Below are 26,415 nucleotides of genomic sequence, written 5' to 3'. Positions count from 1 at the left end.
CTGGTCGATCGCTGTCGGCTCCCGATGCAATCGGGGGAACTGATCGGTGGGCCGACACTGCGGGCCGCAGCCGATCTCTGTCAGGCTGGTGGGTCGCTGATCTTAGCTCAGGAGACCAACGGAGAGGATGCCGTTGTCGTCATCGTTTTCGTCGTCATCCTCGTCCGTGTCGTCCTCGTCATCATCATCGACGTCCATTTCGTCGTCATCGTCAGCATCCGCATCGTCGTCAGCGTCGTAGTCCTCGAGGTCCTCGAGGTCGCCGACGGTCAGGGATTCTGCGGTTGCGTCAGTGACGGTGATGGAGGAGGCGGAGACTTCGCTGACGGTCTCGCCGTCAGCCATCTCGTCATCGTCCATCTCGTCGTCCTCGTCGTTCATCTCGTCATTCTCGTCGTCGAGGCCGTTGTCATCGTCGTCAGCCTCGTCGACGCCATTGTCTTCGTCGTCAGCGTCGTCTTCATCGTCGAGACCGTTCTCGTCGTCATCCATCTCATCGTCATCGTCAGCCATCTCGTCATCGTCAGCTTCCTCGAATGACTCGACAGTCATCGATTCGACGGTGAGTTCCTCAACATCGAACTGTTCGATGGTGAGTTCGTCAATCTGCTCACCGTCTGCCTCGTCGTAGTCGTCATCTTCGTCGGCTTCGTCGTCATCGAGGCCGTTGTCGTCAGCCTCGTCATCCTCGTCGTTCATCTCGTCGTCATCGTCAGCCTCGTCAACGCCATTGTCGTCGTCGTTAGCGTCGTCTTCATCGTCGAGGCCGTTGTCGTCGTCAGCTTCGTCCTCGTCGTCGAGGTCGTCAGCTTCGTCGTCCTCAACGGTCAGTTCCTCGAGCGTCAGGTGATCGACATCCATCGTTTCGATGGTGAGCTCTTCGACGGTGAGCTCGTCAGCATCTTCGTCGATCAGATCGTGTTCGTCGTTCGCGTCATCCTCGTCATCGACACCGTTGTCGTCGTCATCAGCCTCGTCGTTCTCATCGTCAAGTCCGTTATCATCGTCGTCGGCCTCGTCAACGCCGTTGTCTTCATCGTCAGCCTCATCTTCATCGTCGAGGCCGTTGTCGTCATCGTCGGCCTCGTCGACATCGTCACCGTTCATTTCGAGGTCCTCGACGGAAACATCCTCGAGTTCGAGGTGTTCGATCTCGATGTCCGAGATGGTCACCTCTTCGGCGTCATCTGCATCGTCGACGCCGTTGTCGTCAGCCTCGTCATTTTCGTCATCGAGGCCATTGTCATCGTCGTCGGCCTCGTTGACGCCGTTGTCGTTAGCGTCGTCTTCATCGTCAGCGTCATCTGCGCCGTTGTGTTCGTCGAGGAGTTCATCGAGTTCCTCTTGGTCGACGTCAAGTTCGTCGACGTTCAGTTCCTCGATGGTCGCGTCCTCGACTGTTACGTGCTCGAGTTCGAGCGTCTCTACCTCTGTGTCTTCAAGCGTTGCGCTTGGTCCGTCGGCTGCTGTTTGTGAGGTTGCACCTGCGAGCGCGGGGCTCGAGAGTGCAACGAGCAATGCGACGAATACGACACCGATTTGCTGCGGTCGTGAAGCCATGCGCTCTCTCCTTGCCGGGGATCCGGACTAAAACGGGCAGACTGTTACGGTGTTACCTCGGCAAAAAGCACAGTTAGAACTTTTGCAACGGTCGCTAATCCGTGTTTCATCAGTTTCGATTTCCAGACTGTCTCGGCGCTCGCATGTAAATGCGTACTCGGGTGTGGGTGGTCGTTGTGCTTGCGCTGGCCGCCCTATATGCATGTGTCGATAAATTAGGCCATTATTCCAGACGCCGTCTTACCGTCGTGTTGCCACAGTAACGTTTCTGGGGCTGTGAGCGCGAATCTTCACTGACTTACGTTCGTGGGCGCAATCACCGACTAATGCGCGAGTGCTTCGAAATTCGGGATCTCGATGCTGGCGGGCGGATCGGGGAGTTGACCGTTCCGCGTGCCGGCCTCACCGTCGAGACGCCTGCTCTATTACCCGTCATCAATCCGAATCTGGACACCCTCAGTCCCCGCCGGATGGCCGAGGAGTTCGGCGCTGAAATTCTCATCACGAACTCCTACATCATCCACGGCACCGAGGACGTCCGCGAACGTGCCCTCGAGGATGGGCTCCACGACGTGCTCGATTTCCCCGGCGCGATCATGACCGACTCCGGCTCGTTCCAACTCTCCGAATACGGCGAAATCGACGTCACAAGCGAGGAAATCCTCGAGTTCCAGCACGCGATTGGCTCGGATATCGGAACACCCGTCGACATTCCAACGCCGCCGGATGTCGACCGCGTTCGCGCCGAAGACGAACTGGCGACGACCCAGGAACGACTCGAGCGCGCCGAAGACGTCGACACAGGCGACATGCTGGTCAACGCGCCGGTACAGGGCTCGACCTATCCAGACCTCCGCGAGGAAGCGGGTCGGCACGCGAACGCGACGGACCTCGACGTGTTCCCTGTCGGCGCGGTGGTCCCGCTGATGAACGACTACCGCTACGACGACATGGTCGACGCTGTTGCCGGCGCAAAACGCGGACTGGGGGCCGATGCGCCCGTCCACCTCTTCGGTGCCGGCCACCCCATGATGTTTGCGCTGGGCGTCGCGATAGGCTGTGACCTGTTCGACTCCGCCGCCTACGCGCTCTATGCACGCGACGACCGCTACCTGACCGTTCGGGGCACGCGCCACCTCGACGATCTGGACTATCTGCCCTGTTCGTGTCCAGTCTGTACCGAACACTCGCCCGACGACCTGCGCGCGCTGGATGACGACGCACGCGAGACGGAACTCGCCGCCCACAACCTCCACGTTACCTTCGAGGAAATTCGGCGCATCAAGCAAGCGATTCGCGCGGGCAACCTCCTCGAGTTGGTCGAACAGCGCGCTCGAGCGCATCCGACTATGCTCGACGGCTACCGCGCTCTGCTCGACCACGCCGAGCAACTCGAGCAGACAGATCCTGTCTCGAAAGGGGCCTTTTTCTATACCTCGGAGGAAAGCGCCCGCCGACCAGAAGTGATTCGCCACCACCAGCGTCTCGAGCGGCTGTCGGTGCCGGAGTCGCTGTTTCTCACGGAGGGCCAGCCCACCAGCAGCGACGAGTTCGATGACTCCTGGCGCGTCGAACCACCGTTCGGGCCGTTCCCACGAGCGCTCTCAAAGAGCTACCCGCTCACTGCTGAGGTGCCGGATCGAACCGACCGCGCCGCACTCGAGGCCGCAGCCGAGGGGGTCGCCCGACTCGTTGAGGCCAACCCCGACACCGACGTGACGCTTGGTCACCGTGGCTGGCCCGCGGGTGTGCTCGAGCACGTGCCCGACAGCGTGGCACTGATAGATCTCACTACGAAGTGAGCGCCTGCAAAAACGAATATGCCGTGGCCGCACGCAGACTGCCGCCTATTCTCAGGGACCGGCCGGCAAATCCGCCCCAATCGTCGCCTGTGCCCCGCCGACGACGGTCCCGTCGATGATAAGTCGCGTCTGTTCGCCACACTCGATGTAGATTTCATGACCAGCGTACGTAAATGAGAGATGACCCCGTCGCTCCCCGTTCGCGCGCGTTGACTCGAAGACCGCATCGAGTGCATCCGGATTGATTGCATCGTACAGCGGTGGCAAGTCGATTGGGTCACGTTCCTGACGGTCTGCAACGGCAGTGATAACCGCAACACTGAGCTGTGGATCGCTCGTCCCTGTGATCGACTCGAGTCCGGTGGCTGTCTGGTTCATATATGTTGCATCCTTCGAGTGCATAAAAGGCCGTTGGCGATGTTCAGTCCGGAGGAGTGTTCGGTAATGCGACCGATTCATTCCGAGATCGTCCAGCGCTGTGGATCAGAACAGCAAAGACGGCCGCGACACCTGTTTCGAACACTATGCTCGGGACCACCTCGATTGTGCTCGGTGGAATCGTGGGCGTTGTGTTCCTTACGTGGCTGTTTCGGCGTGCTCGTGGCACGGGATCCAGTACAGCCCAGCGTGAATCTCGGAAACGCCACGAAGAAGCCCAACAACGCGACCCGCCCGTGGATATCGGCGACACTCACACCGTCGCCGTCCACGAGTTCACCGAACACCACACCGGCGAGACACAGGCCGTCTGCAAAGTCGAAGGCTTCGTCGTCTTCGTCGAAGACATCCCCGCCGACCTCGAGGTCGGAGACACACTCGAGGTCAAGATTCTCTCGTTCAATCGCGGTCACACGTCCGCGACGGCGACGTTTCAGGGTCGTGCGTAAGAGTCGGCCGACCCGCGACCGACAGCCTCTTTCACGCGCCCGCACCCAGTTCTGGTATGACCGACTACTTCGAAGTTCACGAGCGCGATGGGGCCGCGCGCATCGGTGAGTTGCGCCTCGCCGACGCGCGAACGACCCCTGCGCTTGTCGACGATATTCTCGAGGATGCTGGCTCGCTGTGGGCCGCCGACCGCGACGTTCCCGAGGGCGACGAGTCGACGCTTACCGTGCTTCCCCACCGCGGATTCCCCGGTGGCACGGCCGAGGAAGTGCAAGCATCGTTTGCCGTCGATCACCCTGACGTCGAGTTCCCGAGCGTTGCCGTCATCTCGAGTGAGACAGTCGAGGACCACGGCACCGATGCGTATGCGGTCTCCAATGTCCAGTCCGCGATGGGTCACGGCGCGGCGCTCGTCGACACCGTCATCTCTGTCCGCGAATCGATTCCCGCCGACACCGCCCTCTACTTTTCCGGTGTCGCCACACCGCGTAACGTCGCCTTGCTCGCCTACGCTGGCGTCGACCTGTTCGACGAGACTGCTGCCGTCATCAAAGGCACAGAAGGCCGGTATCTCACGACCGACGAGGCGTACTTCCTCGAGGATCTCGAGGAACTGCCCTGTTCGTGTCCAGTCTGCCAGCAGCCCCGCGAGGAGTTTACCCGCGAGGACTGCGCCGAGCACAACGTCAACGCGCTCGAAGCCGAACTCGGCATTGTCCGTCGGCGTATCCGCGACGGCCGACTTCGGGACTACCTCGAGGGCCAAGCCCGTCAGGACCAGTGGCTTACCGCGGCTATGCGCGAACTGGATTCGCAGTGGGGGTATCTCGAGGAGCGAACGCCGATCCTCCGGGATGCCCAGATTTCGGCTGCCACCGAAGACACCCTTCGACGCGTCGAGATTCAGCGCTACGCTGACCGCGTGACGAGCCGGTACCGCAACCGATTCGATAACCCGCTCGTGCTCGTTCCGTGTTCGGCCGCGAAACCCTACAGCGAGTCTCAAAGCCACCGCCAGTTCCACGACGTCATCCAGTGGCGCGCCCACCTCGTCTCGATGACGAGTCCCATCGGCGTTGTTCCACAGGAACTCGAGACGACGTATCCAGCCCAACACTACGACACCGTCGTCACCGGTCGCTGGTCCGAAGACGAAAAGCAGTTCGTGAGTTCGGTGCTGGAACGCTACCTCGAGCGCAACGAGTACTCGAAAATCATCGCACACGTCCCCGGAGAGGGCTATCGCGACATTGTGGGCCGCGTCGAGGAATCACTCGGCCTCGATGTGACATACACCGTCGCAGAACACCCGACAGACGACGAGTCACTCGCCAACCTCGGCGAGGCGCTCTCGGGCGAACTCAAGTACTCCAAACGCGAGCGCGAGCACAACACCGTCCGCGCCATCGCGGACTACCTCCTCGGCGACGGCGCTGGCGACGACCTCTTTGCAGACATCCAGACGACGAGTCGCTACCCCAAGATTCAGGTCCGCGACCGCGAGGACACCCAACTCGCGACGATGGTTCCCCAGTACGGCACCCTCTCCTTTACGCTCGAGGGCGCAAAACGCTGGCTCGAGAGCGATGCCCCCACGAAGCGCGTTGAAATCGACGGCTTCGTCCCCCACGGCAGCGTCCTTGCGCCGGGTGTCGTCGACGCAGACGAGGATATTCGCGTCGGCGATGAGGTCATTGTTGAAGGACCGAAGGCGTTCGCCGTTGGTCGCGCCGAAATGTTTGGCCGTGAAATGGCCGAAAGCACGCGCGGGATCGCCTGCGAAATCCGTCACGTCGAAGAAACGTGACATCCTCCTCGCCGTAAACGGCGAGGCTTCCCACGCAGTAGGAATACCGGGCTTTCCGGTAGGTTTTAAAACTCATACGCTCCAAGCGTCATTTGCGTAGGTGCGCTCGGCTTGGGGTGGTCTTACGGCGGTGTCACTACCGCTCCCATCCCGAGGCGAGTCATTGCGTTCCGATTTCCAAGGAACACTCTCTCCCCACGGGTCAACCCGCTTAGCGATGCTTGCTGCTGCACTGATGTCCGCCTGAAACGTCGAGATATGACAGTCGTCGTTCGTGCATCGGAGTTCTGCTTGTGAAGCCCGCTTTCCGATGTGTCCACACTCGTGGCACGTCTGAGACGTGTAGGCTGGATTCACGTATTCGACTGGGATACCGGCGTCTCTCGCTTTGTCCTCAACACGACCCTGAAGCCGTGCAAAGGCCCATGCGTGGAGTCGACGGTTCATGTACTTCCCGTAGTCCAGATTCTCACGGATGTGCGTCAGATCCTCCATCACGATCACCGGGTTCTCGAAGGACTCGGCGTATTCGACGACCTCGCAGCTGGCCTTCTCGAGGATATCCGTGAGAGCGTTCTGGTAGTAGTCGAACCGTTCGTCAATGCGCCATTCAGCATCGCGTTCCTGTAGTCGCTGAAGCGTGGTCGACATTTCCTTTCGGAGGTGTTTCGCACGCTTGCCACTCCAGAGAACGGGTCTTGTCGGTGTACCGCGCTTAAGGCCACAGGCCGTAATTAGCGCAGTCTCACCGATATCAAGCCCGACTGGCGTGGTGTCACCGTCTATCGTCGGTTCCTTAATCGGGTACTCGACAGTGACGTGAAGTACCCAGTTCTTCCGATGACGCCGAAGTCGAATCTGTCCGGCCTTCGCGTCCTCGCTGAGGAGATCGTGCCACAGCGATTTTTGCTCTGGATTGATTCGGAGCGGAATCCAGAAGTTCGTTCCGCGTCCCGGTCGCGGTGCCCACCACGTGAACTCGTGCTCACGTTCGCTCGAGTGGTCGAACTTTGCAGCTTGGTTCGTTAGACGAAGCGGGTGTTCGTCGCCGATTTCACGAGCGTTGTACGTCTTCCGGAGTTTCGGAACGTAGTTGCAGAGAGCAGCCTTCGCCTGATACGGAAGGTCGTAGGGCGTCACAACGTCACTGACGCCAGTCATGGTGTCCTCGCCACTCTCGAAGGCATCGTCCAACGCTTCGCGGTACGTCCCGAGTGTATCCTGTAGCTTCTCCTCTTTGTGAGCCGTCGGCGGGGCAAGCGTCGCTTGGAGTGTCTTAGTCGCCGTAGCCGACATCACTGATCCTCCACGTAGTCCATGAGAACGTCGATGCTCACTTGCCCGGTGCTGGCGAGGAAGTACCCCGGCTGCCAGAACGAATCTTCCAGCGTCTGTTTCACTTCGGGATACTCACTGCGAACCTTCCGCGACGTGACGCCCTTTAGCGAGTTGATGAACTTCGTCATGTCGGTGGTCGGTTTCGCGGTGAACAGGATGTGAATGTGGTCGCTCCCACCGTTCACGTTCTGGATTCCTACCCCAAAGTCGTCTGAGAGTTCGTTCGCAATCTCACCGATACGCTCCGCGATTTCTTCGGTGAGGATGGTCGCACGGTACTTCGTAACGGTCACAAAGTGATATTGGAGCGCGTAGACCGTGTGCGACCCGGTTTGAAGGTTGTACTTCATTTGGCCTCACCAGATACGAGAGGGCCAATTGTATTAAACCTTGTTTCGTGGGGTATTCGGTGAGTTGTGACTCGTGGTTAGTGTAATCGACCGACGCGATTCACGCCCGTTGAGCAAACCTTCGGTTTGCGATGCCCATCAGAACGCAAAGCGTTCTGAGGACGTCACCAGAAGTCACGACTTCTGGTTGGCACGCAAGACCGCAGGTCTTGCGAACGCCGTAAACGGTGGGATTCTCTCGCTGTTTAAAGATAGTCATCGTCCTCGACAGGCTTTGAGCAGGTGCTCGTGATAGATTGCTGCGGGCACCGTCTCGCCACAGAGTTCACAGAGAGCGCCATCTTCGTCTCGCTCGTTTGATTCCTCGGCCACACACGCCGTTTGCTCTCGAGAGGTGTTGGCGTTTCGGCCTGCTGGTGACGTGTTGGGAAGGTAGGGAATAATGCATAGGTCTGACGGCGACCATTCCCTGGACTGCGTGGTCTCGCGTTCTCCTGGTTACAAATGAATAGTTTTACGACCTGCTCGCTTCTCAAACTGCACTAACTAGACGGTGCCCTTCGACGTATTCTACCCGTTAAGTGGGAGATTCAACGAGAAGTCGTCGCGTCGCTGGCGGAAGCGACGGGGCATTTCAGGTTCTTAGGAAGACGGTGCGGTAGTTGAGATGTGCACACAACAACCGCCGCACCGTCTGAACGTAGTGGGCCGTCACCCAATGAACCCGTCCACAGTCGCGGGCGGCGGCCCGGTTCATCATACTTTTGTATCCGCTCGTGGCATTACTGTACGATGGACGGAAAGGCCGGCCGTATTCGACCCGACGCGATCGAGACCTTGGCTTTCGCCGTTGGCGGCCTCATTTTCGCCGCGCTCGCGGTGCAATCCGTCGACGATCTCACCACCCGTGGCGGCCTCGCGCAACTCGTCGGGATCGTTGCCTGTTACGCGCTGTTCGTCTGGTGGGCGTACGCCAGGCCACTCTCGAATCTCGCACTCTCGGATCCGTGGGCAGGGCTCACCCTGTTATTCATCCTCGGCGTGATCGCCGGATCGGTTCTGGTCGCCACTGGCCGGGCCACACTCATCAGTTTTGCACCCGCGCTGGCGATCGGGTTCGTTCTCGCGGCGACACATCTCTTCCAGTTGTTCCGCCGTTCGTCGGGTCGGTAGGACCACCGGTTCGGCCGAGACAGTCTGATTGACATGGTAGGCTGTACGTTTGAGTACCGCTGATCAGATCATCAAACCCGGTCAATCGGTCCGAACCCGGCACCCCGCCCGCCGAAGGGACGACGGCGCCGGTCACAGCGGATTGGACGGTGGACTCGGAAGTTGGTCCAGCACCCATCGGGGGGGATTCGTCTCCGGCGTGTCCGGTTCTTCCCCCTCAATGACACAGGCGAGACAGGCGAGACAATCCGCCTGAGCCAGCGAATCATTACAGAACGCGTAGAAGCAAGCGACGCACACGATGGCGCCGACACCCGACGCGCCGGAACTGCAGGCTGGGAGGCAACTCCTGCAGGTCGTCGCGACATCTATGATGTACATGACGCAGTCCGGACACGTCGTGTTGCACTCGACACCCAGATAGTCAAGGCTTTCGCTCGCGAGCGAGGTGACGATCCAATCCCTGATGATGTCCACGACGATATCCCTCGGATCCGGAATCGCAGCGATATGGAAGTCCGCTTCGCGAACCGACAGCAGCTCGGCGAGATCGCCCTCTCCCAATCGATCAATCTCGGAGAGCGTTTCCGTAGCGACGTCGAAGGAGTCGTCGACTTCGACGACGTACTCGCTCGTCGTCACATCGTCATCGTCCGGATCCTCGGGACCGGCCGACACGTAGAACCCGTCAATTGACGTCGAGGCTGTTGCCTGAATCCCATCGATGTCCTCATCACCGATTGCCGACACTATCGCTTTTTCCTCCTGATCAGTCGCGTTTCGGCTGAAGGTGAGATCAGAGCCAGTGGGGCCCAGTGACGCGTTCGCCTCCTCCGCAGCCGCGTAACCCGATGGCGCCTTCGACAGTTCTGGGTCGAACATGAACACCGAACCGATGTCGTCGCCGTTCTCGGTGACCAGCAGGGTGCCGTACTGCCTGATTTCCACTTTCCACAGGAGGAGTTCTCCGTCGGTGATCTCGCCGTCATCTTTGATCTGCCGTTTTTCGATCCGACCCGGACCGGGAAGTCGTTCGACGCCGAGTTCCACGAGTATCTCTTGGATCTCCTCCACGTCTTCCAAGCGTTCCCGGTCCGATTGTGTCGGCTCCTCAGCGGAGACGGTTCCGAGCAGGGAACTCAACGCCGCCCCACCAGCCGTAGCTCCAACCACACCGACGCTGGTGCTTCGGAGCACTGATCTACGGTTCACCTGTCGCGGGTTGTCGTCCGATGACATCAACCATACATATAATGTTACTACTATTAATAATTTCCATTACCATATACCCATATTATTTGAATCTAATATTTAAATTGTAGTCTCTATAGATAGGGTAGATGCTTGATGCTGCCGATCAAGGGCTTCCTATCATGTACTAATCCGCTGGACGAGTTTGACTCGCCGTCACATCACCAGATTCACCACGCTAAAACGTACGTCACAGGTCTTGCTGCGGGCCGCGGCAAGACAGTGACCGGAATCTTAATCGAGAGAGGGCAGTCAGATAGCCAGCACCATCGACGAGAAACTCTACCTCGGCAGATCGTCTTTCTCAGCGAGTCCATGCAGAAACGGAGCAGCTGGGTCGGTACCTCGTCGTCCAAAGAGCGCTACGTTGAGAATGAATTTCGTATCGAGTTCTATTGCAGCATAGATCCAGAACCAGTCGCCGTTAATCCTGATTGTGGTTTCATCAACCGCGACCCGCGACGGCTTGAGTGGTCTGCATATGTTCTGGCTCCGTTCAGGTCTCGTTCAGCCGTATTTCGCTTGGGTATCGATTTGCTCTTGACCGAAGGGTTCAGCTGTTTCGCTGATCACTCTAGCCGTCGGCGAGTCTGATACGTTGGCAACCAGCCGACGTACCTATAGTAACAACTGCAACTATTTACACACTGATCGCCGACCCGTCTGGCGATCAGGTGTGCATTGACTTGCAGTGGCTACTATAGTTCCAGACAGCTCAACAAGAGAGGCACTGTCTAGTTCAGCACCTCCTCGGCTGGCGTTCGGCCATTGAGTGCTTGATTCGGTCGATCGTGGTTGTAGTGGTGTCTGAAGCGTCTGAGCCAGCGTCTTGCGCTGGCCGGACTGCCCCGCCAGAAGGAGTGAAAGCGGTCAATCCGCATTGAGATGGTCTGAAACCACTTTTCGACGTGGTTTCGGTCGCTGTATTGAGTTGACCGCCCAATTCGTGGCGCGCGAGGGCAGTCAGATAGCCGCCAGCATCGACAAGAAACTCTGTATCGTCGATATCGTGTTTCTCGGTGAGTCGGTGCAGAAACGCCGTCCTCAGAAACGCTTTGCGTTTCTGATGGGCTGCACGAGAACTCTGTTCTCGTGAACGTCGCGGGGTCAGTCCCGCGGCGGCTGTCGACGTCGATTTCGAGCAGTAGCTTCGATTCTGTGTCGATCGCGGCGTACAGCCACTTTTTCTCGCCGTCGACCTCGATCTGTTTCTCGTCGACCGCGACCCGCGACGGCGTCGCCGTCGGCGGGTCGCTCTGGGCCTCTGATAATTTGTGCGTCCAGTTCCAGATTGCGACGTGAGAACGGTCAATACCGAGTAATTCGAGTACTGCGACGACCTCCCGAACTGACAATCCCATCGAATGCAGGCGCACCCCGAACACCCTGACGGGTGTCGGGGTACGCTCGTTCTCCTAAACCTCATCACAGTCCACGTCTAAGGTCTCTCTGAGCAAGTTGGCGAGTTGCATGGACACTTCTCGCCACCACCTGCTCATTCCTCAAACTCTCATCTAGACACTGCCCTCAGAACTGTTCCTTCAGACTTTGATGTTGACTTTTTTCACATCCTTACCCGTGGAACCTGTGCATCATAGTGCCATCTTCGGAACATCAGGCCTCGCCGATGGGTTCCGAAGATGAGTTATAATGCACAGGTTGATGACGGTCTAGTCGAGGATGGGAAGGAGAAGATCGGCTTCAGTCTGGCGATGAGCCTCGTTTCGTGCCCGGAACTGCACCCGTTTGAGGATTTGGGCAGGTTCTGGATCAGTTTGGGTTGCTTCTGTGAATCGTTCGTGTACGTGACCAATGAGTTCTCCATCCCGGTCGAATAACACGTGGTTCGTGTATCCCTTGCAGTCAGTTACTTCGACTGCGATTCCTACCGAATCTTCTCCGATAATATGTGCATCCATCGATTCGTGTCCGTTATTAGTCATAATCCTCGAAACGTTCCTCTTTATCTAGTATTTTGATGAGTTCGACGACGAGTTCGTCGTATGCTTCCTTCGAATCCTGCGTCTGTTCTGGTTGGGATCTGATTCCTTTCACAGATTTTAGGATATCTTCCTCTATTCTGTCGCCTGTCTCTTTGATTTTTTCTTCAGTGCCAAGTCGATCGGCAGCGATCTTCGTGAGGATTGTTGCAAAGCCTTTGATGCTCCCCTTCGCTGCTCCGATTGACAGTGCCTCTATTGGATCTGTGCTGCCCGAGTCGACAGTATTGGCCCCTGCCCTCTGTGCCGTACCCGCTGTTCCTGATACTCCGGCACTTGAGACACCCTCTTTTGCATACTCAACGGGGTCCGGTCGATCGATCTGTTCCGGGTCGACCGAGGCCATCGTGCCGACGAGCACACGCAGCATCAAAAATTGATAGTCACTTTCAATATCGGCCTTTTATTTAATTACTCCATGGAAGATATTCGTCGCGGTCGAAGTTTCCTTTAGGCTTGCCAAACCCGTCGATATCGTACTGACTCGGCGGTTTTTCACCCATATTCCGATATACATCTCTAATTTGACATATTATATTATGGATTAGAAAGCCTCGGAAATCTTCCGGATAAACAAAATCAGCAGGAGGTTCCTTGAAGGGTGGAATCATCGGCGTTATTTGTGTTGTATCGGTGGAACAGCTTGCGGCGTGTCCTGTTGTATACGTTTCGTCAACATAATCATTTGAATAATAGAGATACAGATCAGGTAGCACGTTTACAACCTCGTTCTGCTCGTTAATACAGAACCCTTTCATAATCAGCACGATCTGGGGTTCGCCAGGAAATTCAACTTCGCCCTCAGTGATACCGTACTCTTCTTTGGCTTTCGCTGGGTTGATCAGCGCATGATAGTACTCGCGAAATGCCTCGTCAAACTCCTTGACTGGCATATTTTCGAGCGCATCGATCCCTCGTCGTAGTTGTCGTGGAACCCAGCCATCTCGAAGAATCTCGTACTCTGTCTGTGTATGGGCCTCGAACCGTGCTCGGGCAGCCACTTGGTTCATAATTCGTTCCTGTTCGTCGGTTCGCTCCGACGAATCGAACGGGTAAGACTCCTGGGCGTGGAGGTCTTCAGTATCCTCGTTTTCAACATCAATCTCAACGAGGTGGATATTTCCACGCGGGTCGATGACTTGGACGCCAATGATATCGTCTTCGGTTCCGATGATTTTTGCTTTCATAGGTCTATTTCGCTTGTTCGTCGAAAGGGACAATTCCAGGTTCGTCGAGTCCTCGTCCTTCAATTCGATATCGTTCGGGAGGCTGGCGACCTTGCTTGTAGTAGAGGTCTCTTACCTGACACTCGAGATGACGAACGATAAGATCGCGAAACTGTTTATCACAGGCGAAACAGTGTTCGAGAGGCGGAATAGTAATGTGGACATCCGGCTCTTTCCGGAGAGTTACATCAGTATTGACGAGCTCTCCGTTTTCCTGATAGAACGTAATCGGATCAGACTGGCCAACAAGTTCGTCTCTGGAATCGTTTAAGGAGAGGAACAGTGCAGTGAACGCAACGACTTCCTTGTCAACGGGCGGTGAACGAATTGTGTTCAAGAACGGCTCAAAGTGGTCCATTATCTGGCGAATATCGAGAGCTTCAAGGACGGTAATAGCATCCTCGATAACGTCTATATTGACGATCGACCCGAGACAGTGGGCATCCGTCTCGTGGTGAGCTTCGTACCGTGCACGAAATTGGACGCGCTTGAGAATTCGACTCGGTTCGGGATCAGTCTGCGTTTCCTCTGTATATCGTTCGTGGACGTGCCCAATGAGGTTCCCATCCCAATCGAACAACACGTGATGCGTGTGCGCTTCATTCATTCGATGAATACTACAATTAGTGTCATCGATCAAAGTTTCCGTGGGGTTTCCCGAAGCCATCGATATCGTACTGCTTCGGCGGACGCTCACCCATATTACGATAAATATCTCTAATTTGGCAGATGAGATTATTGATCATCAGCCCTCTGAAATCCTCAGGATAGATGAAGTCTTCTGGTACATCTTTGAATGGTGGAAGCATCGACGGGATTTCAGTAGTACTACTGGGACAGTCGGGATCCGGACCAGCCGTATAATTTTTGTCAGCCTGTTCGCTCGAGTAGAAGACGAACAGGGGTAAATCGCTCACAATCTCGTTTTGATCGGTGATACAGAAGCTCTTGATTACGAGTGCGATCCGGGGGTCTCCCTCGACTTCGGCAGTGTCTGGACCGATATCATACTCGTCTTTGAGGCCCGTCGGATCGTGCAACGCCATGTAATACTCGTAGAAGAGGTCGTCGAATTCGTCGTCTGAAATGCGCTCGAGAGCGTCGATGCCCCGGCGTAACTTAGTCGGGTCCCACCCCGAACGGAGGATATCGTACTCCGTTTGTGTATGGGCCTCAAACCGAGCGCGAGCGAAGACCTGATTCATTAAACGCTCTTCTTCATTGTCCCGTTCTCCGGAGCTGTGTGGGTAAGTGTCCTGGCCGTGAAAGTCATCCGCATCTTCGTTATCCACAGCTAATTCGATGAGATGAGAATTACCACGTGGATCGATAATCTCCACACCAATAACACCTTCTTTAATTCCGATTACGTTTGCTTGCATGGTTCTATTGTGCTTGATGTTCGAATGGGACGAGTTCAGTATCGTGAAGACCGATCCCATTGACTTGGTACTGTTCCGGTGGCTGCCCACCCTGCCTGTAGTAGAGATCTCGAATCTGGCGTTTGAACTGATGGACGATACGGTTACGGTCAGTAGTTGTATTCCTCGTAGTCGAAATTCCCGGTTCCTTTACCGAATCCGTCAATCTCGTATGCCGCAGGCGGATCTTCCCCCATGTTCCAATAGATATCTCGGATCTGGCACATCAGATTGTGGATCATAAACCCACGGAAGTCCTCCGGATAGACGAAATCGTCGGGGAGCTTGAATGGGGGAAGCATCGGAGTGATCTGTGTCGTGTCGTCCGAGCAGCTTGCAGGTGTCCCGGTAGTATAGTTCTTCTCTGCGTGCTCGTTTGAGTAGTAAACGTACATGTCGGGCAGGATGCTCACGACCTCGTTGTCGTCATTGATACAGAATCCCTTCATGATCAACACGACCTCTGGCTCACCGGGAAACTCGACCGTCCCTTCGGTAATGCCGTACTCGTCTTTGGTACGCTCAGGATTGATGAGTGCATGGTAGTATTCCCGGAAGGCCTCGTCGAACTCGTTGAGCGACATATTCTCTAGAGCGTCGATTCCACGTCGAAGTTGGGCTGGATCCCATCCAGAGTGAAGGATGTCGTACTCCGTATTTCTATGCGCCTCAAATCGTGCCCGAGCTCGGACTTGGTTCATAATCTGTTCCTCTCGATCCGTTCGTTCGGACTCGTTATATGGGTACGATTCTTGCGCATGCAAGTCCTCCTTTTTTTCGTCATCGACGTCAATTTCGACTAAATGTGGGTTTCCGCGGGGATCAATGACTTTTACCCCGACTATACCATCTCTAATTCCAATAATTTTAGTCTTCATTGCGTTATATTGATTGGCATTTAAATGGTGTGATTCCAGTGTCGTGAATACCGACCCCGTCAACCTGATACTGTTCAGGAGGCTGACCACCCTGTCTGTAGTAGAGATCTCGAATCTGGCATTTGAACTGGTGGACGATAAGATCCCGGAAGGCATGATCACAGGCGAATGGGCGTGTGAGTGGTGAGATCGTCACGTACACGTCGGGCTCACGCTCGAGGCTAACCGATGTGTGAACAAGGTCTTGATCCTCGAAATAGAACGTCACGGGATCGGACTGATCGATCAGTTCCTCGTTTGCGACATCCAGATGGAGGTACAAGGCGGTGAATTCCACGTTATCAACGGGAGGATCTCGAATTGCTTCGAGAAAGTCCATGAAGTGACCCATGATGGCTGACAGGTCTAGGCCCTCGAGGACATCGATGGCTTCTTCGAGAACGACCCAGTCAAAGATGGGGCTGAGAAGTTTTGCGTCAGTCTCGTGATGCCCGACGTTGCGTGCGCGGAATCGAACGCGATCAAGGATTTTCGCAGGTTCAGGATCAGTTTGGACCTCCTCTGCAAATCGGTCTTGAACGTGACCGATGAATTCACCATCCCAGTCGAACAACAGGTGATGGGGATAGACACGGAACTCAGAACTCATCTGGGTCGAAATTACCGGCAGGCTTTCCAAATCCTTCGATATCAACGTTTTCAGGCGGCTCCTCTCCCATATTTCGGTAGATGTCGCGGATTTGGCAGACCAAATTATTGATTACCGAGGCGCGAAAGTCCTCTGGATAGTTAAAATCATCAGAGATGCTCACGAACGGTGGCAGCATCACTGTAAGTTGTGTCGTCTCATCCGAACAGCTAGCCGACGTCCCCGCGGTGTACGTCTGTTCGGTTTGGTCATTCGTGTAGTAAATATACATATCAGGTAATACGTTCACGACTTCGTTCTGCTCGTCGATACAGAACCCTTTCATAATTAACACGATCTGAGGTTCGCCAGGGAACTCAATCGAACCTTCGGTAATCCCATACTCTTCTCTGGCCTTCTCAGGATTGATTAGCGCATGATAATAGTCACGGAACGCCTCGTCAAACTTCTCTGCAGGCATATTTTCAAGCGCTTCGATGCCGCGCTCAATGTGCGGTGGATACCAACTCGGTCGAAGAATATCATACTCTGTTTTTGTATGTGCCTCGAACCTAGCTCGAGCTGCAACTTGATTCATGAGACGTTCCTGTTCTTTGGTTCGCTTCGATGCGTCGAGCGGATACGATTCTTGGGCGTGGAGATCTTTGGAATCCTCGTCTTCAACGTCAATCTCAACGAGATGTTGATTTCCACGTGGATCGATAACTTTTACACCAATAATGCTATCTTCAGTGCCGATGATTTCTGCCTTCATAAATCTACTTTGCTTGTTCGTTGAAGGGAACAATTTCAGAATCGTTGACCCCTAACCCGTTGACCCGGTACTTCTCTGGAGGCTGACACCCTTGCATGTAGAGGAGGTCTCTTATTCTACATTTAAGCTGGTGGACCATAAGGTCCCGAAACCGCTTATCACAAGCGAATATCTCCTCGAGCGGCGGGATCGTAACATAAGCGTCTGGGTCACGCTCGAAAGAGAATTCTGTGTGAGCGAGATCATCGTTTTCGTGATAGAACGTTACTGGATCTGATTGTCTAACAAGTTCATTACGGTCATCGTTCAGGAAGAGGAACAGAGCAGTATAGGCAACGTTGTCGACGGGCGGATTCTGAATCGCTTTGTAAAAGTCCTCGAAGTGTTCCATAATCTGTGGAACATCGAACGACTCGAGCACGCCGATGGTGTCTTCAATGACGGTCCAGTCGAGGATGGGAAGGAGAAGATCGGCTTCAGTCTGGCGATGAGCCTCGTTTCGTGCCCGGAACTGCACCCGCTTGAGGATTCGGGCAGGTTCTGGATCAGTTTGGGTTGCTTCTGTGAATCGTTCGTGTACGTGACCAATGAGTTCCCCATCCCGGTCGAATAACACGTGGTTCGTGTATCCTTTGCAGTCAGTTACTTCGACTGCGATTCCTACCGAATCTTCTCCGATAATATGTGCATCCATCGATTCGTATCCGTTATTAGTCATAATCCTCGAAACGCTCCTCTTCATCCAATATTCTAATTAGTTCGACGACGAGGTCGTCGTACGTTTCCTTCGAATCCTGCGTCTGTTCCCGTTGGGATCTGATTCCTTTCACAGCTTTCAGAATGTCTTCCTCTATTCTGTCTCCTATCGCTTTGATTGTCCCTTCAGTGCCAAGCCCATCGGTAACTATTTTCGTGAGGATGGTTGCAATCCCTTTCATACTCCCTTTCGATGCACCCTCTGACAGTGCCTCAGCCAGATCAACGTTACGTGAGTTAGCGACATCGCTTCCTGCTGTCTTTGCTGTCCTAGTAGATCCTGATACACCGGCACTCGTCGTGCCCTTTTTTGCATACCCAACGGGATCCGATTGATTGACGTTTTCCGGATCGATCGATGCCATCGTACCGACGAGTACACGCGACATCAGTCCCACTTCCTGCAACGTCTTAATGTACTCTTCACGTTGACTCTGGCCTAGATCAATCCACTCCTCGCTCTGTATTGCTCTGAGTTCTTGGAGGTTTTCTTTGACCTGTTCTGGATCCATCGACTGGTCTTCGGTGCCGATCTTCGCACCAGTTTGCATCTGATCGCCGTATTTACTGTCCCCAAATTCCGTTTGCTTAGTTTCAGGCGTGGTTTCTTTATCACCCTCTTTCGCAAATTCATCATCTTCGATTCCAGTAAGAGCTCCAAATGAATCACTAAGCAATTCTCGCTTACCTGAAAGTCCGTCGTACTCTTCGTAATCCTTCGGCAGACGCTTATCAACCTGATACTCGAGTTGTGCTTTGACAGGCGCAGTAATCGCTCCCACTGTGGTTGCAATAAACGGCTGACCGAGCGAGAAATCGACCATCGCACCGGCAGTCCCTTTCTCGACGGTCTCGTTAAGATAATCGCCTCCGGAAAGACCTTGCCAGTGGCGCTCGATCGCTTTTCCGAACTCCGCAGCGATCTCGTCGGATTCGTTCATGAACAGCGCCAGCGTTCGCTGCTCGCGGTCGCTGAGGTTCTCGATCCCGTCCCGACTGTTGTACAGAATCGAACTGGCGATCTCTTCCCAGGTCCAGTGGACCGATCCTTTACCGCCCCAACGCTCGCTCTTTCGGAACGACGATTTGGTGAGATCCTGAAACGTCGCGTTGTCGAACTCCCGCTCGTAGGCCCGCGTAAACGCTGGATGGCCGTTCTCGTAGCCCTCACGCAGCGCCTCCGGTAGCTTTTCGAGGACCTCCTCGGGCAGGCCGTCCTCGAACTCCTCGGAGAGGTCTTCCTCGAGTTCGTCGTCGAGGACCTCGAGGAGTTCGTGTTTGTGCATCCGCTGGACGGACAGCGCTGCTTGGCTCGGCGTGAGCGACCCCACACCAGCATCCGATCGGAGCGCCTCACTGGCAAGCTCGTCCGCCTCACGCTCGTACGCACTCGAGGAATCTCGCACCTCGAGTTCTGTTGCAGCCGGCAATCGAGTGACCTGTCCGTCCGTCTGCTGGCGAGTATGACCAGTTCGTGGGCAAGCAGGTACTTGCCTGTGGCGCTGTCCGGATCGAACTCTCCGTGATTGAACACGACGTGCGAGCCCACGGTGAACGCTCGAGCGTCGATCGACTCGCAGGCTTTCGCTGCTTCCGGGCCGGTATGAATCGTGACGTCGTCGAAGCGGTCACCCATACGTTCGGCCAAGTCCGACTGGACCGCCGTATCCAGCGACTGGCCAGGTGTGGAGAGAACTCGGCGAACAGGGTCGGGAACGGCTGTCTCTCCAGACTGGTCATCATCCAGGTGAGTGTATCTGTTTCGGTGTTTCGACAGCTCGTTCTGCCGTTCGATATCAGTCGGAACTGCGTCAGGAGACTGCGCTTGCCGCGTTCGGAACGTAGCCATCTTCTCGGAATCACCCATTATTTCGACTGGCATCCCTTCGTCGGCCCACTGTTCGACTGTCTCACGACCTTCGGTGTTTACTACCTGCTCGAGCGTTCGCCTGAGAGAGGCTGTGGGTACCGAGTGGCCAAGTAACGCTTCGCAGTCATCGGTTGAGAGCCAGATTCGATCCGCGTGATCGGTATCGGTCTCAGCAGCAGACCGGCTACGCCGAGCAGCAGATGACTGTGAGTCGGTTGTAGTGCGGGTGGCGTTGCGGTTGGATCGACGAGCCGTTTTTGACGCCTTCGATGTTGGAGACACTGATGACCGAGATGATGAAGTACCTGAGTCGGATTTGGATTTCCGAGGACGGCGAAATCCCATCTATTACAGACACATACAGAAAGGAATTATATAACTTACCATTGGAAAGCAGAAGGGATTTAGCGGTTCCCGAACCCCCTCATCAATATTTTCAGCCCGGTACAAGAAAAGGGAGCTGGGTTGCTGGTATATTCTGGAGGTTTATATACGAAGCCGCGTAATTCCTGAGTAGTGACAGCACGCGCGGGACAGGCCCCAACGGGGTCACGGTGGAAGCGGATCGGTCCACCGATGCGTCTCGACAGCGCTGGATACGAGTCCACGCCGAAAGACTACGAGGTAGAAGGGCTCTACGGCGCGGATACTGGCGAAATTGTCGAAGCGCGGTCCTTCGACATGACGTTCCGGGAGATGGTCGATGGCGCTCTCAAAAGCTATCCGTACGAGCAACAGCACCGGTACGACCGCTCCGTCTCCCTGGAGGACCTCGTTTCGGAAATCCCAGCCTGCTACCTGCGCTTCTACGATACCTACGACCACGAACAGGGCAGTCCGAAGCCCTGGAACGCCGTTTTCCGTGCCCACGTCCTCCGCTGTGTCAAGGGCTGGAAGAACGCCACGGCCCTCTACAAGTACCTGAAGCAGAAGCCGTTCCTCTGCACGCAGCTGGGCTTCGAGGACATCCCCGACCAATCTACTCTCTGGCGGGCGTGGGAAGATCGCCTCGCCGACGTACAAGAGGCCGTCCATACAGCTGCCGAGGTAGTCGTGGACATCGCCCGCTACCACGACATCCCTGCCCCCGAACCCGAGTTCTTACCGAATCAGCCGACTGGGACGGTGACGCGGTCGAAGAGCAAAGACACGCTCGCACGCGAAAAGGCGCGTGAGGTCTGGAAGGGCGCGAAACCGATCGTCGAGGACTGCTTCTCCCTCGATCGCGGCGACAACGCTTCGATCCCCGAGGGCGCGTTCTGGGAACAGCAGTCCTACCTCGGAATGCGGACCGACATGCATCCGAACGACGGTGCGCAGTCGTTCGCGGAAGACTCCACGCGGGATCGAACACCGTCAGGCGACTCCCACCGACTCCAGACGAAAGAACTCGGCGTCGAGCGCATTCGGACGATGCTCCGCGAGAGTGCTCGGACGCTGGTTGCACGGGCGAAATCGACGGACACGATGGGGCGCACGCAGATGACGGCTCTGGACCTCACGAAGGGCAACCCGTGGTGCGGCCAGGTCACGCGCGACAGCAGCGGGAAGAACAAGGAGCCGTGGATTCTGGGGTACAAGGGCGAGAGCGGACCGTTCTTCCAGTGGGCCGTCATCAAACTCGTCGGCCACGATGTGCCGCTAATCCTCGATGCGATCCCGGTCGAACGTGGTCGAAAGCGGGCCGACATCGTGGACGATCTCCTCGACGGTGCGACCGACATCGTCCCCGGCTTAGACCTCGTGATGATGGACCGCGAGTTCGCCAATGATGGCGTCAAAGACGCCTGCGAGGACCACGGTGTCCACTACCTGAATCCGGGTGTGGTGCGGTCCAGCAGCGACCACGAACACCAGATTGCCAAGCTCGCCAGCGAGGACAAAGACTTCGACGTCGTCGAGCAGGAGCGACTCGACGATGGACCGACGCGGAAGGCGGTCTACCTCCCGAAGCGCGAGTGGGAACGAGAAGACGAGGCCGATGACGGCACGGACGTGACGATTCGCCAGGAACTCATCGAAGACTTCGAGGACATCGGCGATACAACACCGCTCTCGGCGGATCGTGATAGCGACTCGCCGTTGAGGAATCTTCTCGATGAAGTAGCGGACGAGGAGGAGATCGACGAGCCGACACGAGTCGAAGCGCCGACGGTACCCTTCGAGACGAACCTGCCGTGGGTAGACGTCGATCCCGCTGACGAACGGGAGATGAAGCACCAGATCGGGCGGGTAATGGTCCGGTATAAGCGGCGCTGGGGTATCGAAAACGGGTTCAAGAAGCTGAAGACGTTCCTCGCAGAGACACAGTCGCCCGACCACCGGTTCCGGTACTTCAATTTCGCGTTCGCCTGTGTCCTATACAACTGCTGGCGGCTGGTGGATATCCTCGTCCAACTCGAACTGGATGGCGAAGTGGGGGACGGGCCGGCGCTCACGGCGAACTCGTTCCTGACGTTCGCCAAGAAGAATTACGGCCTCGACCCACCCGACTAACCCACTCGTTTCCGCTGGACTCTCCTCGCTCGGGAGCGCCAGCGCTGTCCTGAGCGCGGTTTCTCCAGTGGTTTCCTGAGAGCTATCCGATAGGTTTCTCAGAAGTGCGTTCTCAACGGCTCTCGGAGAGTTCTTTCAGCCTGTTTAGTCGTGAAACCTGTGCATCATAGAGGTATCTTCGCAACATCAGTGCTGGTGATTTTGTATCGCACTATGAAGTTTACCATACTCGCAGTCACCGATACTCTGCACTCGAGCTAACCCATCGGATTCGACCGCCAGAAGGGCCACGCCGCTACTATCGTCGTCACTCGAGAACCGATTATCGCCGAAAACAGCCCAAACCAGTTATTCGTCGAGCGTCGCGTCGAAGAATTTTCGCTCTGCCGTTCGGAGATGCTGGTTGAAAGTTGCAGGCGCGATACCGAGACGTTCGGCGATCTCCTCGCCCGTGCTCTCGCGTGGCCAATCAAAGTAGCCCGCAAAGTACGCCGTCTCGAGGGCAGCCCGTTGTTTTTCCGTGAGATCATCCTCGAGAACGCTCGTCGAGTTCCCGTTCGTAGACTCGCTCCGTTCGGTTGTCCGCTGTGCGAGATAGGTGACGTCTGAGTGATCTTCTCTGAGGAGTTCGATCATCTGGCGGGTATCGCGACCGCGTGGGAGTTCGACAACGAAACGGAACTCGCCGTCGCTGATCGTCGCCGAGTCAACCCGGCCACCGTGCGTCGCAATCGTCTCAAACAGCGAGACGGCAGCCGGTGCGACGAGTTCGAACTCAAAGGCTTCGCGCTTGGCTGCGAGGAAACGAACATCGTCGATACCGTCAGTGTCAGCGACTGCATCTTCGAACACGTCTTTGGAGACATCCGTCGCAGACCCATAGGCAAGCAGTGTCTCGTCACCGCGGACGAGTTGCTCGAGTTCGATCGTACAGGACTCTTCTGCCGACAGCGCGACCAGTTCATCGGCCATCTGCTCGACGCGGAACTCGAGTTCGATAACGGCGTCACTGACAAGCGCATCGCGGCGTTCGATCGCTGTAATCGCGTGTGCTATCGTGTCACCGATCCGCGAGAGGATCGTCGTTTCGGGGCTGGCAAACTCGGCTGCAGACTCGCCGTAAATGTTCAACACGCCGTAGACGAGATCCTCGTGGACAATCGGGACTGCAACAGACGACTCGTAGCCACGATCTGTGGCTGCACTACGCCATGGCTCGAACGTCGGATCCGTCTGGATATTGTTTGCGACCTGCACCTCACCGGTTCGGAGTGCGATTCCAGATGGCCCCTGCCCCGAGGGATCAGTCTCTGAAACACTGATATCGACCGTCTCGAGGTAGCCATCTTCGACACCGGCCGCGGCTTTTGGCATGACCTGGTCGCTTCCGGGATTGACGCCACCGATCCAGGCGAACCGATAGGCGTCCGATTCTGCGAGGCGGTCACAGACTCGCTGTTCGAGTTCTGCCCGGGTTTCCGTTGTGATCACTGCGTGCGTAATGTCGTGGGCGATTCGATTGAGGCGGTTGAGTGACTCCAGTTGTTCGCGCTGGCGTCGGCGTTCGAGTTCCTGGCGAGCGCGTTCGATTGCGTGATGGATCGTCCTGATGAGTAACTCACTCGTCACCTCATCTTTGACCAGAAAGTCCTGTGCTCCGCGCTGTATCGCTTGCACGCCGACCTGTTGATCCCTGAGTCCCGTCAACACCACAATGGGTGCGTCCTCACTTTCCTCGTGGACAGACTCGAGCGTCTCGAGTCCAGTACTATCGGGCAAGTTCAGATCGAGCAAGACGATATCGGTGGCGGTCTCCGAGAGGACAGCCAGCCCCTCCTCAAGTCGTGCCTTATGGGTGATTGACGGGGTTTCCGTGACGGCACCGTCACCACTGACTCGCTGGGCAAGTTCCTCGGTGTCTTTGAGCATCTCTTCGATCAGCCGTGCATCGCCCGGATTATCCTCGATCAGGAGGATCCGCAAGGTTTCAGTGGCTGCTGTGTCGCTTTCTCTCTCGAGGTTGGTCTCTTCGTCACCGGTTTCCTCGTCTACAGCCTGCTCGTCTGTGGTGGATCGGGTGTATGCGTCGGATTCACTCATTGCTGTTCGACCTCTGGTGGAAGCCGTACGACGGAAAACCAGAATTCCTCGAACGCACGGACTGTCTCGATAAACTCGTCTGGGTCGACGGGTTTCGTGAGGTAGGCATTTGCGTGCAACTCGTAGGAGCGTGCAATGTCTTCTTCCGCACGCGAACTCGTGAGCACGATAACTGGAATCGACCGAAGCTGTGGATCAGCTTTCAGTTCGAGTAGTACCTCTTCACCGTCGGTTCGCGGGAGGTTGAGATCGAGCAAGATGAGATCCGGCCGCGGTGCGTCACTGTACTCGTTTTGCTGTGCAAGAAAATCGAGTGCTTCGGTCCCGTCAGAGACGACATGGAGGTCGTTTTCGATGCGTCCCTGTTTGAACGCCTCTTTCGTGAGTCGAACGTCTCCGGGGTTGTCCTCAACGAGGAGAATCTGTGCGGTATCCGTACTCCCGGCTCCTGCAGTCATGATCGTATCATTCGTATAAGTTCGTCCGTTCAGTCTGCACGCACACGCTCCCCGGTTGTGGCGGTCTATGGCACTGTGGCTGTCCACCAACCTGGTTGGTCACTCGGGAATTCCGTGTGTCCATACCAAGAGCACTCCATTTCGCGCGTCGGCGTCCTGCTCTCCCGTCGCCGTACCCGATAGTGTGTCTCCGGTTCGTGCGACTAATACAGCAAGCGTGCGCTGCTTGTAAAAACTGTCCCTCACCTCCTTTGTACACGCGACTCGATACAGGACTCGCGTGTCTGCGAATCGGCCGACCGCCTCTCAGCCGAGAGGAGTGCTGACCGCGGGGCGCTCGAGGTGGGCACATTCGACAGCGTGCCACTGGCGCAGCGGTGGCCATGTTCACTGCTATCTACAACTGGACTGACGGCTATAAATGTGGTGCTCGATTTTCCTTATTTCGAGTCTTTCAGGGCGTATTGAGTGTGTTTTTCATAGACGTGATTTACTGTTTGTTTCTCACCGCTGCTTCAGAGCGTTGTCCCGATGGCTACGTTCTATATATTAATTTATTATTTACTGTCCCGTGGGCAGGTGTAGTCACTTATTTACCGTTGTCTTTCACATATTAATTTGCGTTCGGCTACGCGTACGTCGTTTCTGCGGTGATTTGTATGATGCCTGTCTCGTCCCGTCGGGTCTCATGAGCGACGCACACTGCATTCACTCGAGCGACAGTATCACTGCTCGGGCGCTCAATAACTGATAGCCAGTTCAGCGAGGTGGAATGTGATGGGTCCCACGTGGGTGTAGTAACCGACAAGTGGCGGAGTTTCCCTTGGTTCATCCTGTGAAACAGCTGTGAGGCCGTCGGCTCTGTGGGGTGACCAACGTTCTGTGCCCACTAGATTGTGATTTTGATGGTGTCGTCTTTCACAATGACTTCTTTGTGGACTGTGTGTCGGCTTCTTCTCCGATATTCTAATACGGTACGTGAGCGCCACGTCACTCTGATTCGAGCGAATCCGCCGTTGGTGGAGGGGATGTAATTCTTTGATCACCTGGTGCGTTCGGCTCTCTCTCTTGCCGGTTGCAACCGCTGTGAGACTGTTCATAGCTACTGGCTACCAGCTCGGACAATAAATGATATAGTGCGATACAAAATAGATGTGGATCGGATGGAACGCGTTGCCAGCAGGTTTCTTATCACAGGCCCTGCTACGTGCTGATATGGACGATATTTCACTCGGCGTCCCAGAACCATTACTCGAGCAACTGCCTGATGACGAGGCTGCTACGGCGACAGATATGCAGACGGCGGTCGCCGATTGGGAGCGCCGACTCAATCAAGCGATTGCGGATGCAGACGACGACCGCGAGGCAGCGGGTCGCATTCTCGAGGCGATCGATCGCTTTGAAGCGCGATACGAAACGTACGATGAACTCGTTCCGGAACTGCGAGCATGGGGCCAGTCACCGGTGTATGCACTGACCTGGCGAACACTGTACGCCGATGTTATTGCGCAACTGTATGAACATGATGAGCTGGCACCCCATCTCGAGCGAGAGCGAAATGTTCGGTTAGTTGACAATGGAATTCGTCTGCGCGATCTGTAACTGACTGCAGTTTGGTACCCGAACCTACCCGTACAC

At 55.9% G+C, this 26,415-nt stretch carries 23 protein-coding genes and 5 pseudogenes; 8 read left to right on the top strand and 20 right to left on the bottom strand.

What is annotated here, in order from left to right; all coding sequences use genetic code 11:
* Positions 1-102: 102 nt before the first annotated feature.
* Positions 103-1,560, bottom strand: coding sequence for a hypothetical protein (locus tag G6M89_RS22150; RefSeq protein ID WP_206335559.1), 1,458 nt, complete (start codon positions 1,558-1,560; stop codon positions 103-105).
* 326 nt (positions 1,561-1,886) lie between these two features.
* Between G6M89_RS22150 and tgtA the strand changes: the two genes are divergently transcribed.
* Positions 1,887-3,362: a tRNA guanosine(15) transglycosylase TgtA gene (tgtA, locus tag G6M89_RS13585; RefSeq protein WP_165162365.1), complete on the top strand. Its 1,476-nt coding sequence runs from the start codon at positions 1,887-1,889 to the stop codon at positions 3,360-3,362.
* 51 nt (positions 3,363-3,413) lie between these two features.
* Here tgtA and G6M89_RS13580 read toward each other — a convergent pair whose 3' ends face one another.
* Positions 3,414-3,740: a HalOD1 output domain-containing protein gene (locus G6M89_RS13580; RefSeq protein WP_165162364.1), complete on the bottom strand. Its 327-nt coding sequence runs from the start codon at positions 3,738-3,740 to the stop codon at positions 3,414-3,416.
* A gap of 146 nt (positions 3,741-3,886) precedes the next feature.
* On the opposite strand from G6M89_RS13580, the gene G6M89_RS13575 reads away from it, so the two are divergent.
* Both G6M89_RS13575 and arcS read left to right on the top strand, forming a co-directional pair.
* Positions 3,887-4,249, top strand: a complete 363-nt coding sequence (locus G6M89_RS13575; RefSeq protein WP_165162363.1) for a TRAM domain-containing protein — start codon at positions 3,887-3,889, stop codon at positions 4,247-4,249.
* 56 nt (positions 4,250-4,305) lie between these two features.
* Positions 4,306-6,057 carry an archaeosine synthase subunit alpha gene (gene arcS, locus G6M89_RS13570; protein WP_165162362.1) on the top strand — a complete coding sequence of 584 codons (1,752 nt, stop codon included), beginning with the start codon at positions 4,306-4,308 and terminating at the stop codon, positions 6,055-6,057.
* Between the two features lie 65 nt (positions 6,058-6,122).
* Here the strand turns inward: arcS and G6M89_RS13565 are convergent.
* Together G6M89_RS13565 and tnpA are read right to left on the bottom strand one after the other, a co-directional pair.
* Positions 6,123-7,353: pseudogene (locus tag G6M89_RS13565) on the bottom strand (RNA-guided endonuclease InsQ/TnpB family protein).
* On the bottom strand, positions 7,353-7,745 hold the full coding sequence (gene tnpA / locus G6M89_RS13560; RefSeq protein WP_165162360.1) for an IS200/IS605 family transposase: 393 nt from the start codon (positions 7,743-7,745) through the stop codon (positions 7,353-7,355). Before tnpA ends, G6M89_RS13565 begins: the two are co-directional and overlap by 1 nt.
* A 792-nt stretch (positions 7,746-8,537) precedes the next feature.
* Here tnpA and G6M89_RS13555 point away from each other — a divergent pair.
* Positions 8,538-8,918 carry a hypothetical protein gene (locus tag G6M89_RS13555; protein ID WP_165162359.1) on the top strand — a complete coding sequence of 127 codons (381 nt, stop codon included), beginning with the start codon at positions 8,538-8,540 and terminating at the stop codon, positions 8,916-8,918.
* Between the two features lie 132 nt (positions 8,919-9,050).
* On the opposite strand, the gene G6M89_RS13550 is transcribed toward G6M89_RS13555, so the two are convergent.
* Positions 9,051-10,157 (bottom strand): DUF753 domain-containing protein, encoded by a 1,107-nt coding sequence (locus G6M89_RS13550; RefSeq protein WP_165162358.1) that lies wholly within the window; start codon positions 10,155-10,157, stop codon positions 9,051-9,053.
* Positions 10,158-10,265: 108 nt separating this feature from the next.
* On the opposite strand from G6M89_RS13550, the pseudogene G6M89_RS13545 reads away from it, so the two are divergent.
* Positions 10,266-10,412 (top strand): annotated as a pseudogene (locus G6M89_RS13545) (IS701 family transposase); the annotation flags it as partial.
* Here the strand turns inward: G6M89_RS13545 and G6M89_RS13540 are convergent.
* From G6M89_RS13540 to G6M89_RS22370, 13 genes and pseudogenes are all read right to left on the bottom strand, one after another.
* A pseudogene (locus G6M89_RS13540) lies at positions 10,405-10,637 on the bottom strand (DDE-type integrase/transposase/recombinase); the annotation flags it as partial. The pseudogenes G6M89_RS13545 and G6M89_RS13540 sit on opposite strands and share 8 nt — an antisense overlap.
* 266 nt (positions 10,638-10,903) lie before the next feature.
* Positions 10,904-11,554: pseudogene (locus tag G6M89_RS13535) on the bottom strand (IS6 family transposase).
* A 285-nt stretch (positions 11,555-11,839) separates the two neighbouring features.
* Positions 11,840-12,112: a hypothetical protein gene (locus G6M89_RS13530; RefSeq protein ID WP_241175344.1), complete on the bottom strand. Its 273-nt coding sequence runs from the start codon at positions 12,110-12,112 to the stop codon at positions 11,840-11,842.
* Positions 12,105-12,515 carry a hypothetical protein gene (locus G6M89_RS13525; protein ID WP_241175343.1) on the bottom strand — a complete coding sequence of 137 codons (411 nt, stop codon included), beginning with the start codon at positions 12,513-12,515 and terminating at the stop codon, positions 12,105-12,107. Before G6M89_RS13525 ends, G6M89_RS13530 begins: the two co-directional genes overlap by 8 nt.
* A 61-nt stretch (positions 12,516-12,576) precedes the next feature.
* Positions 12,577-13,356: a hypothetical protein gene (locus G6M89_RS13520; RefSeq protein ID WP_165162356.1), complete on the bottom strand. Its 780-nt coding sequence runs from the start codon at positions 13,354-13,356 to the stop codon at positions 12,577-12,579.
* A 4-nt stretch (positions 13,357-13,360) separates the two neighbouring features.
* Positions 13,361-14,002: a hypothetical protein gene (locus G6M89_RS13515; protein WP_165162355.1), complete on the bottom strand. Its 642-nt coding sequence runs from the start codon at positions 14,000-14,002 to the stop codon at positions 13,361-13,363.
* 22 nt (positions 14,003-14,024) lie between these two features.
* A complete protein-coding gene (locus G6M89_RS13510; protein WP_241175342.1) occupies positions 14,025-14,777 on the bottom strand; it encodes a hypothetical protein in 753 nt (250 codons plus the stop codon).
* A 149-nt stretch (positions 14,778-14,926) separates the two neighbouring features.
* The gene (locus G6M89_RS13505; RefSeq protein ID WP_049896398.1) at positions 14,927-15,694 is read right to left on the bottom strand and encodes a hypothetical protein; all 768 of its coding nucleotides are present in this window, start codon (positions 15,692-15,694) and stop codon (positions 14,927-14,929) included.
* A gap of 4 nt (positions 15,695-15,698) precedes the next feature.
* Positions 15,699-16,343, bottom strand: coding sequence for a hypothetical protein (locus G6M89_RS13500; RefSeq protein ID WP_165162354.1), 645 nt, complete (start codon positions 16,341-16,343; stop codon positions 15,699-15,701).
* The gene (locus tag G6M89_RS13495) at positions 16,333-17,097 is read right to left on the bottom strand and encodes a hypothetical protein (RefSeq protein ID WP_165162353.1); all 765 of its coding nucleotides are present in this window, start codon (positions 17,095-17,097) and stop codon (positions 16,333-16,335) included. The genes G6M89_RS13500 and G6M89_RS13495 overlap by 11 nt, the downstream gene beginning before the upstream one ends.
* 4 nt (positions 17,098-17,101) lie before the next feature.
* On the bottom strand, positions 17,102-17,815 hold the full coding sequence (locus G6M89_RS13490) for a hypothetical protein (protein WP_206335558.1): 714 nt from the start codon (positions 17,813-17,815) through the stop codon (positions 17,102-17,104).
* On the bottom strand, positions 17,808-19,283 hold the full coding sequence (locus G6M89_RS13485) for a DUF4157 domain-containing protein (RefSeq protein WP_241175364.1): 1,476 nt from the start codon (positions 19,281-19,283) through the stop codon (positions 17,808-17,810). The genes G6M89_RS13490 and G6M89_RS13485 overlap by 8 nt, the downstream gene beginning before the upstream one ends.
* Before the next feature lie 95 nt (positions 19,284-19,378).
* Positions 19,379-19,489 (bottom strand): annotated as a pseudogene (locus G6M89_RS22370) (DUF4157 domain-containing protein); the annotation flags it as partial.
* Positions 19,490-20,007: 518 nt separating this feature from the next.
* On the opposite strand from G6M89_RS22370, the gene G6M89_RS13480 reads away from it, so the two are divergent.
* Together G6M89_RS13480 and G6M89_RS13475 are read left to right on the top strand one after the other, a co-directional pair.
* Positions 20,008-20,229 (top strand): hypothetical protein, encoded by a 222-nt coding sequence (locus tag G6M89_RS13480; RefSeq protein WP_165162352.1) that lies wholly within the window; start codon positions 20,008-20,010, stop codon positions 20,227-20,229.
* A 175-nt stretch (positions 20,230-20,404) separates the two neighbouring features.
* On the top strand, positions 20,405-22,219 hold the full coding sequence (locus G6M89_RS13475) for a transposase (RefSeq protein WP_165162713.1): 1,815 nt from the start codon (positions 20,405-20,407) through the stop codon (positions 22,217-22,219).
* A gap of 348 nt (positions 22,220-22,567) precedes the next feature.
* Here G6M89_RS13475 and G6M89_RS13470 read toward each other — a convergent pair whose 3' ends face one another.
* Together G6M89_RS13470 and G6M89_RS13465 are read right to left on the bottom strand one after the other, a co-directional pair.
* A complete protein-coding gene (locus tag G6M89_RS13470) occupies positions 22,568-24,319 on the bottom strand; it encodes a bacterio-opsin activator domain-containing protein (protein WP_165162351.1) in 1,752 nt (583 codons plus the stop codon).
* Positions 24,316-24,777 carry a response regulator gene (locus G6M89_RS13465; RefSeq protein WP_165162350.1) on the bottom strand — a complete coding sequence of 154 codons (462 nt, stop codon included), beginning with the start codon at positions 24,775-24,777 and terminating at the stop codon, positions 24,316-24,318. The genes G6M89_RS13470 and G6M89_RS13465 overlap by 4 nt, the downstream gene beginning before the upstream one ends.
* A gap of 1,215 nt (positions 24,778-25,992) precedes the next feature.
* Between G6M89_RS13465 and G6M89_RS13460 the strand changes: the two genes are divergently transcribed.
* Positions 25,993-26,379, top strand: coding sequence for a hypothetical protein (locus G6M89_RS13460; protein WP_165162349.1), 387 nt, complete (start codon positions 25,993-25,995; stop codon positions 26,377-26,379).
* Positions 26,380-26,415: the final 36 nt, after the last annotated feature.

Source organism: Natronolimnobius sp. AArcel1 (assembly GCF_011043775.1).
Classification (GTDB): Archaea; Halobacteriota; Halobacteria; order Halobacteriales; family Natrialbaceae; genus Natronolimnobius.
The sequence above is the reverse complement of the archived record's forward strand: the minus strand, read 5'-3'. Positions and strand labels throughout refer to the sequence as shown.

Coding starts and splice junctions, on each gene's coding strand:
- G6M89_RS22150 (WP_206335559.1), bottom strand. CDS start 1,560: ATGGCTTCACGACCGCAGCAAATCGGTGTCGTATTCGTCGCATTGCTC.
- tgtA (WP_165162365.1), top strand. CDS start 1,887: ATGCGCGAGTGCTTCGAAATTCGGGATCTCGATGCTGGCGGGCGGATC.
- G6M89_RS13580 (WP_165162364.1), bottom strand. CDS start 3,740: ATGAACCAGACAGCCACCGGACTCGAGTCGATCACAGGGACGAGCGAT.
- G6M89_RS13575 (WP_165162363.1), top strand. CDS start 3,887: ATGCTCGGGACCACCTCGATTGTGCTCGGTGGAATCGTGGGCGTTGTG.
- arcS (WP_165162362.1), top strand. CDS start 4,306: ATGACCGACTACTTCGAAGTTCACGAGCGCGATGGGGCCGCGCGCATC.
- tnpA (WP_165162360.1), bottom strand. CDS start 7,745: ATGAAGTACAACCTTCAAACCGGGTCGCACACGGTCTACGCGCTCCAA.
- G6M89_RS13555 (WP_165162359.1), top strand. CDS start 8,538: ATGGACGGAAAGGCCGGCCGTATTCGACCCGACGCGATCGAGACCTTG.
- G6M89_RS13550 (WP_165162358.1), bottom strand. CDS start 10,157: ATGTCATCGGACGACAACCCGCGACAGGTGAACCGTAGATCAGTGCTC.
- G6M89_RS13530 (WP_241175344.1), bottom strand. CDS start 12,112: ATGACTAATAACGGACACGAATCGATGGATGCACATATTATCGGAGAA.
- G6M89_RS13525 (WP_241175343.1), bottom strand. CDS start 12,515: ATGGCCTCGGTCGACCCGGAACAGATCGATCGACCGGACCCCGTTGAG.
- G6M89_RS13520 (WP_165162356.1), bottom strand. CDS start 13,356: ATGAAAGCAAAAATCATCGGAACCGAAGACGATATCATTGGCGTCCAA.
- G6M89_RS13515 (WP_165162355.1), bottom strand. CDS start 14,002: ATGAATGAAGCGCACACGCATCACGTGTTGTTCGATTGGGATGGGAAC.
- G6M89_RS13510 (WP_241175342.1), bottom strand. CDS start 14,777: ATGCAAGCAAACGTAATCGGAATTAAAGAAGGTGTTATTGGTGTGGAG.
- G6M89_RS13505 (WP_049896398.1), bottom strand. CDS start 15,694: ATGAAGACTAAAATTATTGGAATTAGAGATGGTATAGTCGGGGTAAAA.
- G6M89_RS13500 (WP_165162354.1), bottom strand. CDS start 16,343: ATGAGTTCTGAGTTCCGTGTCTATCCCCATCACCTGTTGTTCGACTGG.
- G6M89_RS13495 (WP_165162353.1), bottom strand. CDS start 17,097: ATGAAGGCAGAAATCATCGGCACTGAAGATAGCATTATTGGTGTAAAA.
- G6M89_RS13490 (WP_206335558.1), bottom strand. CDS start 17,815: ATGACTAATAACGGATACGAATCGATGGATGCACATATTATCGGAGAA.
- G6M89_RS13480 (WP_165162352.1), top strand. CDS start 20,008: ATGACCGAGATGATGAAGTACCTGAGTCGGATTTGGATTTCCGAGGAC.
- G6M89_RS13475 (WP_165162713.1), top strand. CDS start 20,405: ATGACGTTCCGGGAGATGGTCGATGGCGCTCTCAAAAGCTATCCGTAC.
- G6M89_RS13470 (WP_165162351.1), bottom strand. CDS start 24,319: ATGAGTGAATCCGACGCATACACCCGATCCACCACAGACGAGCAGGCT.
- G6M89_RS13465 (WP_165162350.1), bottom strand. CDS start 24,777: ATGACTGCAGGAGCCGGGAGTACGGATACCGCACAGATTCTCCTCGTT.
- G6M89_RS13460 (WP_165162349.1), top strand. CDS start 25,993: ATGGACGATATTTCACTCGGCGTCCCAGAACCATTACTCGAGCAACTG.